We start from the raw sequence: 15,253 nt of genomic DNA on the forward strand, positions 1-15,253 counted from the left end.
TATTTCCGGCACTCGCAAGCAAAGCTGCTTTCGCCGGCGATTTCATACGTGGGAGCCTTCCGCCAGGGCTTTCCGCGCAGTCAAACGGTGTAAATCAAGGGGACAATACATGTTGAAGAAATTCGCTCTTGCCGTCTCGCTCTCCGCTTTCGCGGCAGGCGCGGCACATGCTGCAGATGTTGTCGTTTCGTCAAAGATCGATACCGAGGGCACGCTGCTCGGCAACGTCATCGTGCTGGCACTCAACGCAAACGGCATCAAGACGCAGGATCGCGTCGCGCTCGGCGCCACGCCTGTGGTGCGCAAGGCCATCACAGCGGGTGAGATCGATATCTATCCGGAATATACGGGTAACGCCGGCTTCTTCTTTAACAAGGCCGATGACGCCGCCTGGAAGAACATCGACCAGGGATATGAGCTTGCAAAGAAGCTCGACTACGATGCCAACAAGATTGTCTGGCTCACTCCTTCGCCTGCCAACAACACCTGGGCGCTGGCCGTTCGCAGCGATGTGGCGGGCCCCAACAACCTCAAGTCCATGTCAGACTTCGGTAAATGGGTCGCTGGCGGCGGGACGGCCAAGCTTGCCGCCTCTGCGGAGTTCGTCAATTCCGCAGGTGCGCTTCCTGCTTTCCAGACCACCTACGGCTTCCAGCTGAAGCCGGACCAGATGGTGGTTCTTTCCGGCGGTGACACGGCCGCGACGATCAAGGCTGCCGCCGATCAGACGAACGGCGTCAACACCGCCATGGTTTATGGTACCGACGGCGCGATCGAGGCTGCCGAGCTCACGGTTCTCGAGGACGACAAGAGCGTGCAGCAGGTCTATGCACCGGCGCCGATCATCCGCGAGGAAGTGCTGAAGGCGAACCCGAAGATCGAAGAGATTCTCGCGCCAATCTTCAAGGGCCTGACCGCCGACGAACTGCGCAAGCTGAACGGCAAGATCCAGGTCGACGGTGAACCCGCGAAGGCGGTTGCCGAAGGCTACCTGAAGGAAAAGGGCTTCCTGAAGTAATCTCGTCGCCGATGCTCCGCCTGCCCAAAGGCGGAGCATCCTACTTTCCGGACAGGGATGGATCGATGGAAGAAACCTTAGCGGTCCGCAAACTGGACCGGCTCGGCGTGGTGCTGGTGACGGCCGGCATTGTCGCAACCGCGCTCCTGCCTTTCATCTATGTGAAAGCAAATCGCATCGCCGCCGGCAAACCCATGCTGCTCGTGCAGCTCCTGAACCAGCCTTCTGCCGTCGTCCTCACCATCCTTCTTGCCGCCACCGCCATTGCCGTTCTGTTTTTGCAGAATCCTCTACTGCGGCTGGCGATCTCGAGCCTTTGTCTCGTGGCTCTTCTTGCAACGATCGGACTTGCTGCAACGGCTTTCACACCGCCGAACAGCAATGCCGCACGCATGACGCCGGGCGGCGGCTTCTGGGTGCTGTTTGCCGTGATCGGCCTCATTATCTCCGACGCGCTTGTGAAGATCCAGCTGACACCCTGGATGCGGATTGCAGCCCTTGCCGCCTACACCGGCCTGCTCGGCATTTTCCTTGTCTCCGGCCAGCTCGACAATCTCTCCATCATGAAGGAATTTGCGACCCGATCCGCGCAATTCTGGACCGAGGCGATAGCCCATTTGCTGTTGGCGCTGGGCTCGCTGGCGATCGCCATCGTCATTGGGCTGCCGCTTGGAATACTATGCTTCTGGGTGCCCAAGCTGCGTGCTGCGGTGCTTCAAGGGCTCAGCCTGATACAGACGATCCCGAGTCTCGCGCTCTTCGGTATCCTGATGCTGCCGCTCGGATATCTCGCCACCCACGTTCCCGCCGCCGCAGCCATCGGCATTCGCGGCATCGGGGCGGCCCCCGCCCTGATCGCCCTCGTTCTCTACTCGCTGCTGCCGATCGTGGCCAACACAGTCGTCGGCCTGCAAGGTGTTGATCCTTCTGTGCGCGATGCCGCAGCGGGCATGGGATTGACGCGCCGACAGATACTCACCGGCATTGACCTGCCACTTGCCTTTCCCGTTATCCTCACCGGCATACGCATTGTCCTCGTGCAGGCGATTGGCCTTGTGACCGTGGCGGCACTGATCGGCGGCGGTGGCTTCGGCATCTTCATCTTCCAAGGGCTTGGCCAGACGGCCATGGACCTCGTTCTGCTCGGCGCCGTGCCGACCGTCTTCTTCGCCTTTTCTTCGGCCGTCATCCTCGATGCGGTCATCGACAGCATCCGGGGATCCGCCGCATGAGCATGATCGAGATCAGGAACGTTACCAAGCGCTACGGCGCAGCAACCGTCGTGGACAATGTCTCAATGGAGGTCGAAAAGGGCTCGATCACCGTCATCGTCGGCACATCCGGCTCCGGGAAGTCAACGCTGATGCGGATGATCAATCGCCTCGTGCCGATTACCGAGGGCGAGATTTTCGTCGGTGGCCAGAACATCATGGACGTGCCGGTTACCGAACTCCGCCGCAAAATCGGCTACGCCATCCAGGGCCACGGCCTCTTTCCACATCGGACAGTCGCACAGAACATCGCGACGGTGCCGCAGCTGCTCGGCTGGGACACGGCAAGGATCAACAACCGCGTCGAAGAACTGCTTGGCCTGTTCAACCTCGATCCTGCGACCTTTGCAGAGAAATATCCGCATCAGCTTTCCGGCGGCCAGCAGCAGCGTGTCGGCGTGGCGCGGGCTCTGGCAGCAGAACCGGAACTGCTGCTTATGGACGAACCGTTCGGGGCGCTCGATCCTGTCATCCGTGGCAAGGCGCAGGATGACCTTCTGGCGATCCAGAAGCAGTTCGGCACGACTGTGATCCTCGTCACGCACGACATGGACGAAGCCTTCCATCTCGGCAACCAGATCGCCGTGATGAGCGCCGGCAAGATGCTGCAGTGTTCAACGCCGGAGAAGATTCTGACCGAGCCTGCCGACCCCTTCGTGCAGCAACTGACGGGTACATCCGACCGGGCGCTCAAGTTGATGTCCTTATCGCCGCTCAAGGAGAGCATGGAACCGGCAAAGTCAGGTCTGGCTTACGCATTGCCGCAATCGCTCAGCCTTCGCGATGCGCTGGCCGAGATGATCTGGCAAGGGGTAGGCGAAGCCGCCGTCCAAGATGCTGACAAGGCGGCGGTCGGCTCGATCTCGATGACCAGACTGCTCGAATTGGGTCGCAAGGCATGAAGCTGGTCTTCGCGAACCTTTTCCGTGTCGCAGCGCTGGTACTGCTCTTGATCCTGTTGTTCAGGACGGAGTGGCTGTCCTTCCTGCTCGTGCCGCTGACGAGCAACAATGCGCCAGCGGTCTACACGCAGAACAGCCTGCCGCAGCTTGCCGCCTCGCATCTCTTCCTTGTCTCGATCTCGATCGCGGGCAGCGCGGTGCTTGCGATCCTCGGCGGCATTTTCGTCACCCGCAAGAGTGGCGAAGACTTTCTTCCGTTGTCGCGAGCGATCGCCAATGCCGGCCAGACTTTCCCGCCGGTCGCGGTGCTCGCCCTGGCTGTTCCCGCGACCGGCTTCGGTGCGGGACCGACGCTGATCGCGCTCTTTCTCTATGGCCTGCTGCCGATTTTCGAGAATACCGTCTCCGGCCTTAGGCAGGTCTCTCCCTCGGTGCTCGATGCCGCCGACGGCATGGGCATGAACGGCACGCAGCGGCTCTTTCAGGTGGAGCTCCCCCTTGCGCTGCCGCTGATCCTCGAAGGCCTGAAGGTTGCGACCGTCATCAACATTGGCACGGCAACAATCGGCTCGACAGTGGCTGCCAAGGGACTTGGGGAAGTCATCATCGCCGGGCTGATCTCCGACAACACCGCCTTCATCCTCCAGGGCGGCCTGATCGTCGGCCTGATGGCGGTGCTGATCTACGACGCGATGGGGTTGATCGAAAACGCCATCACAGAAAGAATTGGCTTGCGCCCGGCATGAGGCGGCGGCTACCAAGGCAGCCGTGATATCGGCAATGGGAGGCAGCCTTGGCCAAGATGATTCACTCCATGATCCGCGTTCTCGAAGAGGCGCGCTCGGTCGAGTTCTACAGCAAGGTATTCGGCCTCAAGGTCGCCGATCGTATCGACTTCGACACCTTCACCCTGATCTATATGAGCAATGACGAGACCGGCTTCGAACTGGAGCTGACGGTCAACAAGGGGCGCACCGAGCCCTACGACCTCGGCAACGGCTACGGGCATCTTGCCCTCTCCGTCCAGGAGGTTGAAGTCGAGCACAAGCGTCTGGCCGATGCGGGCCTGAGCCCCGGCAAGATCGTCGAACTCAATCGCGACGGCAAACTGCTGGCGCTGTTCTTCTTCATTACCGATCCCGACGGCTACAAGATCGAAGTCCTGCAGCGCCACGGCCGTTATCTCTAAGAGTTTGACATGATTGAAAAGACTGAACTGAACCGGGGCTGGACGCTCTCCTGCAACGTTACAGGTCCACGCGACCTGCCAGCCGAAATTCCAGCACAGGTGCCCGGCTGCGTGCATCTGGATCTCCTCGCCAGCCGTCTCATCCCCGATCCCTACCTCGACATCAACGAGATCACCAACGACTGGATCGGCAAGGAAGACTGGACCTATCGCTGCGCTTTCGACGCGTCACCGGATGGCGGAAAAGTCCACGAGCTGGTCTTCGACGGCCTCGATACCGTCGCGACGATCGTGCTGAATGGCGAGGAGCTGGGTAGAACCTTCAACATGCATCGCACCTATCGCTTCGATGTCTCGGAGCGACTGAAGCAGGGCCCGAACGAGCTCGTTGTCACTTTCCGCTCGGCATATGCATACGGTGCCGAGATGGAGGCACATTACGGCTATCGGCCGAACAACTATCCCGGCCCCGGCAACCTGATGCGCAAGATGGCCTGCAACTTCGGTTGGGACTGGGGACCGACGCTGGTATCCGCGGGAATCTGGAAGCCAGTGCGGCTGGAAAGCTGGGACCGGGCTCGGCTTGCGCAAACGCGGGTTTCGGCAACGCTTGCGGGCGGCGATGGGCGCGTAACCGTTCGCGCACGCGTCGAGCACCGCGACGGTGCGGGCACGAAGATCGCCGCGACCATTGCCGGCGTCACCCATGTCGCCGAGTTTACGGAAGGGACCGACGAGGTCGAGTTCCAACTAACTGTTCCGACGCCGCAGATCTGGTGGCCGCATCATCTTGGCGCACAACCGCTCTATCCGCTGCAGATCGAATTGCGGGATCGCGTAAGCGGTGACTTACTTGACAGTTATGCCAAAGAGATCGGCTTCCGCTCTGTCAGACTGGATACCACCCCTGACGAACACGGGTCCGCCTTTACCTTCGTCATCAACGACGTGCCGCTCTTCCTCTGCGGAGCGAACTGGATTCCGGACGACTGCTTTCCTCCGCGAGTGACGGCAGAGCGCTACGCTTCGCGGATCGACGAGGCCAAGGCAGCGAACATCAACCTGCTGCGCGTCTGGGGCGGCGGCATCTTCGAGTATGACGAGTTCTACGAAGCTTGTGACCGCGCCGGCATGCTCGTCTGGCAGGACTTCCTGTTTGCCTGCGCCTCCTATCCCGAGGAAGAGCCTTTGCGTGGCGAGGTCGAAGCGGAGGTGCGCGACAACGTCGTGCGCCTGATGCCGCACGCATCGCTGATCGTCTGGAACGGCAACAACGAAAACATCTGGGGCTTCGACGAGTGGGGCTGGCGGCCGATCATCAAGGAAGGTGTGAGCTGGGGGCTCGGCTACTATCTCGATATCCTGCCAAAACTCTGCGCCGAGCTTGACCCCGAGCGGCCCTATTATCCGGGCAGCCCCTACTCCGGGACGATGGAGATCGAGCCCAACGCCGATGAGCATGGCTGCAAGCATATCTGGGACGTCTGGAACGACGTCGGCTACGAGGTCTATCGCAACTACATTCCGCGCTTCTGCTCGGAATTCGGCTGGCAGGCGCCGCCGAACTGGGCGACCATCGAGGAAAGCGTCCATGACGCCCCGCTGACGCCCGTTTCAAACGGGGTGTTCCACCATCAGAAGGCAACGCAGGGCAACGACAAGCTGATCCGCGGCCTTGCCGGACATCTGCCGGTACCGCAGACGATGGAGGATTGGCATTTCGCCACGCAGCTCAACCAGGCGCGCGCCATCCGCTTCGCGATCGAGCACATGCGTTCGCACCGCGCCATCTGCAAAGGCGCCGTCGTCTGGCAATTCAACGACTGCTGGCCGGTGACGTCCTGGGCGGCACTCGATTCAGCGGGACGGCGCAAGCCGCTCTGGTATGCGATGCAGCAGGCTTTCGATCCGAGGTTACTGACGATCCAGCCGCGCAACGGCGGGCTCGCGGCCGTTGCCGTCAACGAACGCACCCTGTTCTGGCGGGCGAAGATATCGGGCAAACGCTTGGCACTCGACGGCACCGTGCTTGCCGAGTTCGAGTTCTGGCGCCTGCTCTGCGATCGTTTCGAGGCGAAAGAGTTTCCGCTGCCGGCTGATATCGCCACGCCAGATAATGCAAACGATGAGCTCATCGTCGTGCAGATGCTCGACCGTCGCGCCTTCCATTACTTCGTGGAGGATGTCGACCTGAAGCTTCCGGCGCCGAGAGCAGCAATCGAGCTTAACACCACGACGGACGGATATACGGTGAAGGTCACCGCCGAGACTTTCCTGAAAGACCTTTGCCTGATGGCCGACCGGCTCGATCCCGCAGCCGTTGTCGATTCCATGTTGGTAACGCTGCTTCCGGGCGAGAGTCACGTATTTGCGCTGCGAACTGCAAAGGCGCTCTCGGCAAGCGATATTTCGATCGGCACGGTCCTGCGGTCGGCCAACGACCTCGTCGCCACCAACTGAAAAGGCCCCGTCTGCGACGGGGCCCATCCAGGTCGTTTTACCACGCGAGGCACCTGACGCGCTCCCGCGCAGCGCGTATACGCGCGATCGATCAATGGACCGCGCGCGTGCGGACGACGTTACATCCAATAGGGCGGCACGCCGTAGTAGTCATAAACGCGGCGGCCATTATCGTTGTACCAGGTGTCGTCATCATCCGCATAGCTCGGCGCGCCTTCGATCTGCTCCTTCGTCAGGTCGATGCGGTAGCCGTCCAGCTGGGTATCGTAAGTGAGCTTGTCCCACGGCAGTGGATAGTGGTCGTGGCCAATACCCATGAAACCGCCGAAGCTCAGTACGGCGTAGGCAACGCGACCATCCTGCTTGCCGAGGATCAGTCGTTCAATCGAACCGATGTGCTTGCCATCGGCGCCATATACTCGGGTGCCTTCCACGCGGTCGCTGGCAATCAGCGTCGGCGTATCCTTTACGTTCGGGTCACGGCGGTTCTTGTCAGCGTCCTGATGCAGCATGGTGCACCTCCTTTTTGTTTCCTCGTGGTTGGTCCACGGGTTAAAAACGCTGCCTCGAACTCGATGTTCCCAATTTAGTTCCAGCAACAGTCCGTGTGGGCATTATTGACGTTTACGTCAAGGTTAGTATAACTCTATTCTCAGCTTGAACCGTTCAGGCGATGACATAAGCTGCCGTGTTGGAAGATGGAGGATCGTCCAATCGGTTTTGCCGGTGGGACCGGCCGGCAGCGACAGGGAGAGAGACACGATGAACAGCATTTCCGTCCATCCAGGCGGTGCGAATCCCCAAAAGCCCTGGCTTGCGACCTATCCAGACAGCGTGCCGGCCGAGCTTCCGCCTTTGGAATATGAATCGCTGGCGGAACTGCTCGAAAAGTCCTGCGCGCGCTATGCCAATCGTACCGCATTCTCCAGCATGGGGAAGGCGCTGACCTATGGCGAACTTGAAAGCCAGACGCGCAAGATTGCCGCCTGGCTTCAGGGTCTCGGCCTCGCGAAGGGCGACCGCGTCGCCGTCATGATGCCGAACGTGCTGCAGAACCCCGTCGCCGTTTACGGCATCCTGCGCGCCGGTTTGGTCGCCGTGAACGTCAATCCGCTCTATACGCCGCGCGAGCTTGAGCACCAGTTGCGGGACTCCGGCGCCAAGGCCATCTTCGTTCTCGAAAATTTCGCACGCACCGTGGAGCAGGTTCTTGTGAAAACCGACGTGCGGCATGTGGTCGTGACTTCGCTCGGCGAAATGCTGGGCGCCAAGGGGCTGATCGTCAATCTGCTCGTGCGCAAGGTGAAGAAGCTCGTTCCCTCGTGGTCCATACCGCAGCACAAGACTTTCAAGCAGGTGCTCGGCGAAGGCGCCGGCAAGACGCTGAAACCGGCACACCTCAAGGGTGATGACATTGCCTTCCTGCAATACACCGGCGGCACGACTGGCATCGCCAAGGGTGCAGTTCTGACGCACAGGAATTTGCTGTCCAACAAGCTGCAGCTCGAGCTCTGGCTGCAATCGGCCTTCGACAAGAAGCCGCGCCCGGAGGTTCTGAACTTCCTCTGCGCCCTGCCGCTCTACCATATCTTCGCGCTGACCGTGAATTCGCTGATGGGCATGTCGCTCGGCGCGCACAACATCCTCGTCGCCAACCCGCGTGATATTCCGGCGCTCGTCAAGGAATTCGGCAAGGTGAAGGTTCACATCTTCCCGGGGCTCAACACGCTCTTCAACGCGCTGATGAACAATGCCGATTTCGCCAAGGTCGACTTCTCGTCCATGGTGATGTCGCTTGGCGGCGGTATGGCGGTGCAGCGCCCGGTCGCCGAGCGCTGGATGAAGATCACCGGCTCCCACATCACCGAAGGCTATGGCCTCTCCGAGACCTCGCCGGTGGCCACCGCAAACCGCTTCGATTCGGCGGAGTTCACCGGATCGATCGGGCTGCCGATCCCCTCGACCGAGCTCGACATTAGGGATGAAGACGGCAATTCTCTGCCCCTCGGCGAGATCGGCGAGATCTGCATCCGCGGCCCGCAGGTAATGGCCGGTTACTGGAACAAGCCTGACGAGACGGCCCGCGTGATGACGGCGGACGGTTATTTCCGCACCGGCGATATGGGCTTCATGGATGCGCGTGGCTACACCAAGATCGTCGACCGCAAGAAGGACATGATCCTCGTCTCCGGTTTCAACGTCTATCCGAACGAAATCGAGGAAGTGGCGGCAATGCATCCGGGCATTCTCGAGGCGGCGGCTGTCGGCATCCCCGACGGGCATTCCGGCGAGGCCGTGAAGCTCTTCGTGGTGCGCAAGGACCCGGCGCTGACGGAGGCCGATGTGAAGGCGCACTGCGCCGCAAACCTCACCAACTACAAGCGCCCCCGCTTCGTGGAATTCCGTACAGAATTGCCGAAGACGCCGGTCGGAAAAATCCTGCGCAAGGATCTGCGCGGTTAAGTTTGACGATTGCGTGAAATTCAAAGCCATCCGTTTGTTCGGATGGCTTTTTTGCGTTTCGACAGGTCGCCGAACTTGATTTGCGCCCCACAAAGCGAATAGTTTCCGCGACCCTCTCGCCCTGCAAAGGAGCCTCCCATGAATGCCATCGTCGAACAATTGAAGAGCACTGCGGCCGCCACCAAGGCGACCGATCTGCGCGCCGCCTTTGCCGCCGACCCGCAGCGTTTCTCGCGCTTCAGCGTGTCGCTCGACGACCTCCTGATGGACTATTCCAAGACTGCCGTGAACGACGAGATCCTGGCTCTGCTGGTCAAGCTCGCGGAAACGGGCGGCGTCGAAGCCAAGCGCGACGAGATGTTTTCAGGCAAGGCGATCAACTTCACCGAAAACCGCGCCGTCCTGCACACGGCGCTGCGCAACCGTTCCAACACACCGGTAATCGTCGACGGCAAGGACGTCATGCCCGATGTCAACGCCGTGCTATCAGCCATGGGCAAGTTCGCCGACGGCATCCGCTCCGGCAACCTCAAGGGCGCGACCGGCAAGGCGATCACCGACGTCATCAACATCGGCATCGGCGGCTCCGACCTCGGCCCTGTCATGGCGACGCTGGCGCTTGCGCCCTTCCATGACGGCCCGCGCGCGCATTTCGTATCGAACATCGACGGCGCCCATATTGCCGACACGCTGAAGCTCGTTAAGCCCGAGACGACGCTGTTCATCGTCGCCTCGAAAACCTTCACGACCGTTGAGACGATGACGAATGCGCAGACCGCACGCAAGTTCATCGCCGATGCGCTCGGCGAGGCAGCCGTTCAGCATCATTTCGCTGCCGTTTCGACCGCGCTCGACAAGGTCGCGGCCTTCGGCATCGAGAGCGAACGTGTCTTCGGCTTCTGGGACTGGGTGGGCGGTCGCTATTCGCTGTGGTCGGCGATCGGCCTGCCGATCATGATCGCGATCGGGCCTGACAATTTCATCAAGTTCCTCGAAGGCGCCCATGCCGTCGACAACCACTTCCGCACGGCGCCCGTTACCAAGAACCTGCCTGTTCTGCTCGGCCTGATCGGCTTCTACCACCGCAATGTGCTCGGCTACCCGACCCGCGCCGTCCTGCCCTACGACCAGCGACTGTCGCGCTTCCCGGCCTACCTGCAGCAGCTCGACATGGAATCGAACGGAAAGGGTGTCACGATCGACGGCACGCCCGTCGAAGGCAATTCCGGCCCTGTCGTCTGGGGCGAGCCCGGCACCAACGGCCAGCACGCCTTCTACCAGCTGATCCACCAGGGCACGAGCGTCATCCCGGCGGAGTTCATGATCGCCGCCAACGCCTTCGAGCCGGAACTGCGCCATCAGCACGAGCTGCTGGTATCGAACGTGCTCGCACAGTCCGAAGCGCTGATGAAGGGCCGCACCTTCGAAGAGGCGAAGAAGCAGCTGACCGACAAGGGCATGGACGACAAAAAGGCCGACTTCATCGCGCCGCACCGCGTCTTCACCGGCAATCGCCCGTCGATCACCTTCGTCTACGACAAGCTGACCCCCTATGCGCTCGGCCGCCTGATCGCGCTCTATGAGCACCGCGTCTTCGTCGAGGGCGTGCTGTTCCGCATCAACTCCTTCGACCAGTGGGGCGTCGAGCTCGGCAAGGAACTGGCAACAGGCCTCCTTCCTGTCGTGGAAGGCAAGGAAAGCGCTGACGGTCACGATTCCTCGACGCAGGGCCTGGTCGCCGCGCTGGCGAAGCTCGCCAAGTAAGCTGACGCACAACAAAGCCGCTCAGACGCTCGCCCATGTCATGTGGGCGAGCTTTTTTGTTTGAAGCTGTCGAAATCGGCTACATCTCTTCGTCTCTATTGCAGAGTTCCAAGGGAGAGAGGCATGAACGAGACGGACGACGACCTGGTGACATTCGAGGCGAAGGGTGCTGCACCGCTGCCCGAGGCAGGGCGCGAAGGCTTCGTGGAGAACGATGGCGCCAGCATCTGGTATGCGACCTACGGGTCCGGCCCGGCCGTCATTCTGCTGCATGGCGGGCTCGGCAATGCCGGAAACTGGGGCTATCAGGTGCCGGCGCTGGTCGCCGCCGGCCGGCAAGCGGTTGTCATCGACAGCCGCGGCCATGGTCGCAGCACGCGTGATACACGCCCGTATCACTATACCCAGATGGCAGACGATGCGCTTGCAGTCATGGATCAGCTGGCACTCGACAAGGCCGCCTTCGTCGGCTGGAGCGACGGCGCTTGCACGGCATTGATCCTTGCCGACCAGCACCCCGAGCGCGTTTCCGGTGTCTTCTTCTTTGCCTGCAACATGGATCCGAGCGGCACGCTTGAATTCAAGCCGACGCCCGTGATTGACCGTTGCTTCAGCCGGCATCGGAAGGACTACCAGACGCTATCCGCCACGCCCGACGCCTTCGACAACTTCGTGGCCGACGTATCGAAGATGATGGCAAGCGAACCGAACTATACGGCCGCCGACCTCGCCGGCATCAAGGTGCCGGTTGCCGTCGTGCTTGGAGAAAATGACGAGTTCATCAAGCGCGAGCACGTCGATTATCTGGCGCGCAGTATCCCCGATGCCGAACTGATCCTGTTGCCTGAGGTCAGCCATTTCGCGCCGCTGCAACGGCCCGCGGACTTCAACCGCGAAGTGCTCGCCTTTCTCGATCGGCTATAGATCAGAGACCGATTTCTTTTGCCCAAGGCGGGTTGGCGCCTGCGCGCGAGACCGTCACGGCGGCTGCCTTGGCGCCGAGCGAAAGCGCATTCTGCAGCGCCTTCTCGCTGAGCGAGGCCACTTTTTCCTTGGTCAGCAGGTTGTCGATCTTCAGCGAGGCAAGAACGCCGGCATCGAAGGTGTCGCCCGCGCCGACGGTATCGACGACGGTGACGCGCTCGCTCGGGACGGTAACCTTGCGCTCGTTGGTATAACCCGACGCGCCTTCGGCACCCTTGGTGATGACGACGAGCTTGGCGCCCTGCTTCAACCAGTAGGCGGCCAGGTCGTCATGGCCGCCCTCGAGGCCGAACCACTCCAGGTCCTCGTCCGAGAACTTCAGGATATCGGACTTGGACGCCATGCGCTTGATCCGCGCCATGTGTAAGTCCTTGTTCTTGATGAAGCCGGGGCGGATGTTCGGATCCAGCGAAATGACCCGCTTGGCGCACTCGCGGTCGAGCAGCGCTTCATAGGTCTCGCCGCAGGGGCTGGGGATCAGGCTGATCGCGCCGAAATGCAGCGCCTCGCAATCGTCGCCAAGGGCGGGCAGATCTGACGTGGTGATCATGCGGCCGGCGGTGCCTTCATCGTAGAAAGCATAGGTTGCCTGGCCGTTGACCAGCTTGACGAAGGCCACCGTAGACGGGCGCGGGGTGATGGCGCAGAGGCTGAAGTCGACGTTGCTCGCCTTCAGCGTATCGCGCAGGATTTCGCCCATCATGTCGTCGGCAAGGCCGGTGAAGAATGCCGTCGGGATGCCGAGGCGTCCGAGCGCAATCGCCGTGTTGAAGATCGCACCGCCGGCGTAAGGGGCAAAGCCCTTTTCGCCGAGAGTCGTCTCCCGCGGCAGCATGTCAATCAGCGCTTCGCCACAGCACAAAATCATTCCGGCCTCCCAAGCATTACGATCCATCGATGTTCAAATCGATTAGATAATTTCGTGGCAAAAGCAAAGCGCCGCGACGCAATTCTTCATTCAAAGTGATGAAATGCCGCCGTTGCGTCCGGACCAGGCGAGCGGCGCATCGAGGAAGGCTTCGACTTCGCTCAGGGTCTTCTCGTCGAACAGCTTCTGAGCCTTGGCGACGGCCAGCACATCGCGCCAGGTGGCAATGTAGTGCAGCTTCACCTTGCCATCGGCAAAACGCAGCGCACCTTCATCGAAAATGCCGTAGTAGAACAGGGCGATACCGTGATCGACCCAGCCACCGGCGGCCCGGACGGCATCGATGAACTTGAACATGCTGCCGCCGGCTGTCGTCAGGTCCTCGATGACGAGGACGCGCGAACCTTCAGGCATGTTGCCTTCGATCTGTGCGTTGCGGCCATGACCCTTCGGCTGCTTGCGGACATAGATCATCGGCAGGCTGAGGCGATCGGCGAGCAGCGCGGCAAAGGGGATGCCCGCGGTCTCACCGCCGGCGATGCAATCGAACTGCTCGAAACCGGCTTCGCGCAGCACGACGCTCGCGGCAAAATCCATTACCGTCGAGCGGACGCGCGGAAAGGAAAGCAGCTTGCGGCAGTCGATATAGACCGGGCTCGCCATGCCGGAGGCGAACTTGTAGGGCTGTGCGGCATTGAAGTGCACCGCCTTGATCTCCCAGAGCATCTTCGCCACGAGTTCCGCCATCACGGCACGGTCGGTGAATGTCGTCTGGATCATCGCTCTCTCCTTTGGTCAAATCTACGGGCCAATAGCAGCAAGCGCGGCAGTTTTCCAGAACAGCCAGCGTTTCCATTCGCAGAAAGATCAAGGGCCCACGCCGCTCGGCCCTGGAAAAGCTGACCGTCCGGTTGCCATGGCCGGAATGCGCCAATGGTTTCAGATGTTTGCGCTTGCTTGGCATCACGGCATCGATATCGTGGCTGATATGGAACATATCGAAGTCTTCCGCCGTCTCGGCGTTGCGCTTGCCATCGGTCTGCTCGTCGGCGTCGAGCGCGGCTGGACGGAACGCGAGGTGCGCGCCGGTGGGCGGACCGCCGGCATTCGCACCTTCGGCCTCACCGGCTTTCTCGGTGGCGTCGTCGGCACCTTGCAGCCGCTGACCGGTCCGTTCCTGCCGGCAACGATCGCCGCCCTGCTCGGCTTCGTCTATATCGCCGGCAAATGGCAGGAGGCAATCGAGGACAAGGACTACGGTATCACCTCGATCGTTGCAGCACTCGCGGTGTTCGCGCTGGGCGTGCTGGCTGCCGTCGGCGATCTCATCACCGCCAGTGCCGGCGCCGTTGCGATGACCGTCGTGCTTGCTGCACGAACGAGCCTGCACGGCTTTCTGGAGGGGCTCACCTGGGTGGAGCTCCGCTCCGCACTGATGCTGCTGGCCATGACTGTGATCGCGTTGCCGCTGCTGCCCGACAGGACGCTCGATCCGTGGGGAGCGCTCAACCCCTATTCGCTCTGGCTTCTGACCATCACCATCGCTGCCCTCTCCTTCGCCGGCTATGTGGCGATCCGTTTGATGGGCACAAACCGTGGCGTGCTGCTTGCGGGTGCCGCCGGTGGGCTCGTCTCGTCCACAGCGTTGACGCTCTCATTCGCTCGCTATTCGACGGAGGCACCCCAGGGCGCGCGGCATCTGGCAGCCGGCGCGGCCATTGCCGGCGCCCTCTCCTTCGCGCGTGTGCTGGTCATTGCCAGCGCTCTTTCCTTCAGCATGTTTGTGCCGCTTGCGTCCGCGCTCGTCCCGGCGATCATTGGCTTCCTGGCCACAGCCCTGTTTTCGGTATGGCGCTCCGAGACTGCGACGCAGGCGCCGGAGATCAGGCTGAAGAACCCGTTCGACCTACAGACCGTAATCTCTTTCGCGTTGCTGCTCGGTCTCATCAGCCTGGTGTCGAAAATCGCGATCGAGTATGTCGGCCCATCCGCGCTGTTCGTCGTGGGAGCAATTTCAGGCTTCGTCGATGTCGATGCAATCACGCTCTCCACCGCACGTCTCGTCGGGTCGGCAGTCAGCGTCAGGACCGCAGCGGATGTCATTCTGATCGCCGTCGCGGTCAATATGATCACGAAGGTGGCGCTCGCGTTTACCGCGGGCCGGCGAGAATATGGCGTGGCGCTTGGCATCGCATCGGCGGTGGCGGTCGCGTTTGGGGCAATCGGATATTTTGTGGTGCGCAGCTTCTTGCCGGCCTGAATTCAGCGATTGCCGAACAGCTAAATCGCGTCAGAGGCGAGTACGGTTCGACTATCAAAACTTTTGCGATTTTG

13 protein-coding genes are annotated in these 15,253 nt (G+C 61.2%); 10 read left to right on the forward strand and 3 right to left on the reverse strand.

The features are described from left to right. Window positions 1-109 precede the first annotated feature (109 nt). From osmF to JNB88_RS00920, 6 genes are all read left to right on the forward strand, one after another. Complete coding sequence (gene osmF, locus JNB88_RS00895; RefSeq protein ID WP_220353911.1) at window positions 110-1,018, forward strand: glycine betaine ABC transporter substrate-binding protein OsmF; 909 nt, start codon at window positions 110-112, stop codon at window positions 1,016-1,018. 65 nt (window positions 1,019-1,083) lie between these two features. Continuing rightward, window positions 1,084-2,250, forward strand: a complete 1,167-nt coding sequence (locus JNB88_RS00900; protein WP_220353912.1) for an ABC transporter permease — start codon at window positions 1,084-1,086, stop codon at window positions 2,248-2,250. Continuing rightward, window positions 2,247-3,191, forward strand: a complete 945-nt coding sequence (locus JNB88_RS00905) for an ABC transporter ATP-binding protein (RefSeq protein ID WP_220353913.1) — start codon at window positions 2,247-2,249, stop codon at window positions 3,189-3,191. The genes JNB88_RS00900 and JNB88_RS00905 overlap by 4 nt, the downstream gene beginning before the upstream one ends. Continuing rightward, entirely contained in the window at window positions 3,188-3,937 is a 750-nt protein-coding gene (locus JNB88_RS00910) for an ABC transporter permease (RefSeq protein ID WP_220353914.1), read from the forward strand. The genes JNB88_RS00905 and JNB88_RS00910 overlap by 4 nt, the downstream gene beginning before the upstream one ends. A 47-nt stretch (window positions 3,938-3,984) precedes the next feature. Continuing rightward, window positions 3,985-4,380, forward strand: a complete 396-nt coding sequence (locus JNB88_RS00915) for a VOC family protein (protein ID WP_220353916.1) — start codon at window positions 3,985-3,987, stop codon at window positions 4,378-4,380. 9 nt (window positions 4,381-4,389) lie between these two features. Continuing rightward, window positions 4,390-6,840 (forward strand): glycoside hydrolase family 2 protein, encoded by a 2,451-nt coding sequence (locus tag JNB88_RS00920; RefSeq protein WP_220353917.1) that lies wholly within the window; start codon window positions 4,390-4,392, stop codon window positions 6,838-6,840. Between the two features lie 119 nt (window positions 6,841-6,959). Here the strand turns inward: JNB88_RS00920 and JNB88_RS00925 are convergent, their stop codons facing one another. Then, window positions 6,960-7,352, reverse strand: a complete 393-nt coding sequence (locus JNB88_RS00925) for a PRC-barrel domain-containing protein (protein WP_113571558.1) — start codon at window positions 7,350-7,352, stop codon at window positions 6,960-6,962. 250 nt (window positions 7,353-7,602) lie between these two features. Here JNB88_RS00925 and JNB88_RS00930 point away from each other — a divergent pair, with 250 nt between their 5' ends. From JNB88_RS00930 to JNB88_RS00940, 3 genes are all read left to right on the forward strand, one after another. Then, entirely contained in the window at window positions 7,603-9,303 is a 1,701-nt protein-coding gene (locus tag JNB88_RS00930; protein ID WP_037138007.1) for a long-chain fatty acid--CoA ligase, read from the forward strand. A 138-nt stretch (window positions 9,304-9,441) separates the two neighbouring features. After that, complete coding sequence (gene pgi / locus JNB88_RS00935; protein ID WP_220353918.1) at window positions 9,442-11,067, forward strand: glucose-6-phosphate isomerase; 1,626 nt, start codon at window positions 9,442-9,444, stop codon at window positions 11,065-11,067. Between the two features lie 123 nt (window positions 11,068-11,190). Next, entirely contained in the window at window positions 11,191-11,991 is an 801-nt protein-coding gene (locus JNB88_RS00940; protein ID WP_220353919.1) for an alpha/beta fold hydrolase, read from the forward strand. Window position 11,992: 1 nt separating this feature from the next. On the opposite strand, the gene JNB88_RS00945 is transcribed toward JNB88_RS00940, so the two are convergent. Beyond that, the gene (locus tag JNB88_RS00945; protein WP_220353920.1) at window positions 11,993-12,919 is read right to left on the reverse strand and encodes a carbohydrate kinase family protein; all 927 of its coding nucleotides are present in this window, start codon (window positions 12,917-12,919) and stop codon (window positions 11,993-11,995) included. 90 nt (window positions 12,920-13,009) lie between these two features. Then, entirely contained in the window at window positions 13,010-13,699 is a 690-nt protein-coding gene (locus JNB88_RS00950) for an orotate phosphoribosyltransferase (RefSeq protein ID WP_220353921.1), read from the reverse strand. 208 nt (window positions 13,700-13,907) lie between these two features. On the opposite strand from JNB88_RS00950, the gene JNB88_RS00955 reads away from it, so the two are divergent. After that, window positions 13,908-15,179 (forward strand): MgtC/SapB family protein, encoded by a 1,272-nt coding sequence (locus tag JNB88_RS00955; RefSeq protein WP_220354247.1) that lies wholly within the window; start codon window positions 13,908-13,910, stop codon window positions 15,177-15,179. Window positions 15,180-15,253 lie beyond the last annotated feature (74 nt).

This window comes from Rhizobium cauense (assembly GCF_019511525.1).
In the GTDB taxonomy this organism is placed as follows: domain Bacteria; phylum Pseudomonadota; class Alphaproteobacteria; order Rhizobiales; family Rhizobiaceae; genus Rhizobium; species Rhizobium cauense.

Excerpts from the sequence above, each read along its gene's own strand:
- JNB88_RS00955 (WP_220354247.1), top strand. The coding sequence starts at position 13,908 with ATGGAACATATCGAAGTCTTCCGCCGTCTCGGCGTTGCGCTTGCCATC.
- osmF (WP_220353911.1), top strand. The coding sequence starts at position 110 with ATGTTGAAGAAATTCGCTCTTGCCGTCTCGCTCTCCGCTTTCGCGGCA.
- JNB88_RS00930 (WP_037138007.1), top strand. The coding sequence starts at position 7,603 with ATGAACAGCATTTCCGTCCATCCAGGCGGTGCGAATCCCCAAAAGCCC.
- JNB88_RS00905 (WP_220353913.1), top strand. The coding sequence starts at position 2,247 with ATGAGCATGATCGAGATCAGGAACGTTACCAAGCGCTACGGCGCAGCA.
- JNB88_RS00920 (WP_220353917.1), top strand. The coding sequence starts at position 4,390 with ATGATTGAAAAGACTGAACTGAACCGGGGCTGGACGCTCTCCTGCAAC.
- JNB88_RS00925 (WP_113571558.1), bottom strand. The coding sequence starts at position 7,352 with ATGCTGCATCAGGACGCTGACAAGAACCGCCGTGACCCGAACGTAAAG.
- JNB88_RS00900 (WP_220353912.1), top strand. The coding sequence starts at position 1,084 with ATGGAAGAAACCTTAGCGGTCCGCAAACTGGACCGGCTCGGCGTGGTG.
- JNB88_RS00950 (WP_220353921.1), bottom strand. The coding sequence starts at position 13,699 with ATGATCCAGACGACATTCACCGACCGTGCCGTGATGGCGGAACTCGTG.
- JNB88_RS00945 (WP_220353920.1), bottom strand. The coding sequence starts at position 12,919 with ATGATTTTGTGCTGTGGCGAAGCGCTGATTGACATGCTGCCGCGGGAG.
- pgi (WP_220353918.1), top strand. The coding sequence starts at position 9,442 with ATGAATGCCATCGTCGAACAATTGAAGAGCACTGCGGCCGCCACCAAG.
- JNB88_RS00910 (WP_220353914.1), top strand. The coding sequence starts at position 3,188 with ATGAAGCTGGTCTTCGCGAACCTTTTCCGTGTCGCAGCGCTGGTACTG.
- JNB88_RS00940 (WP_220353919.1), top strand. The coding sequence starts at position 11,191 with ATGAACGAGACGGACGACGACCTGGTGACATTCGAGGCGAAGGGTGCT.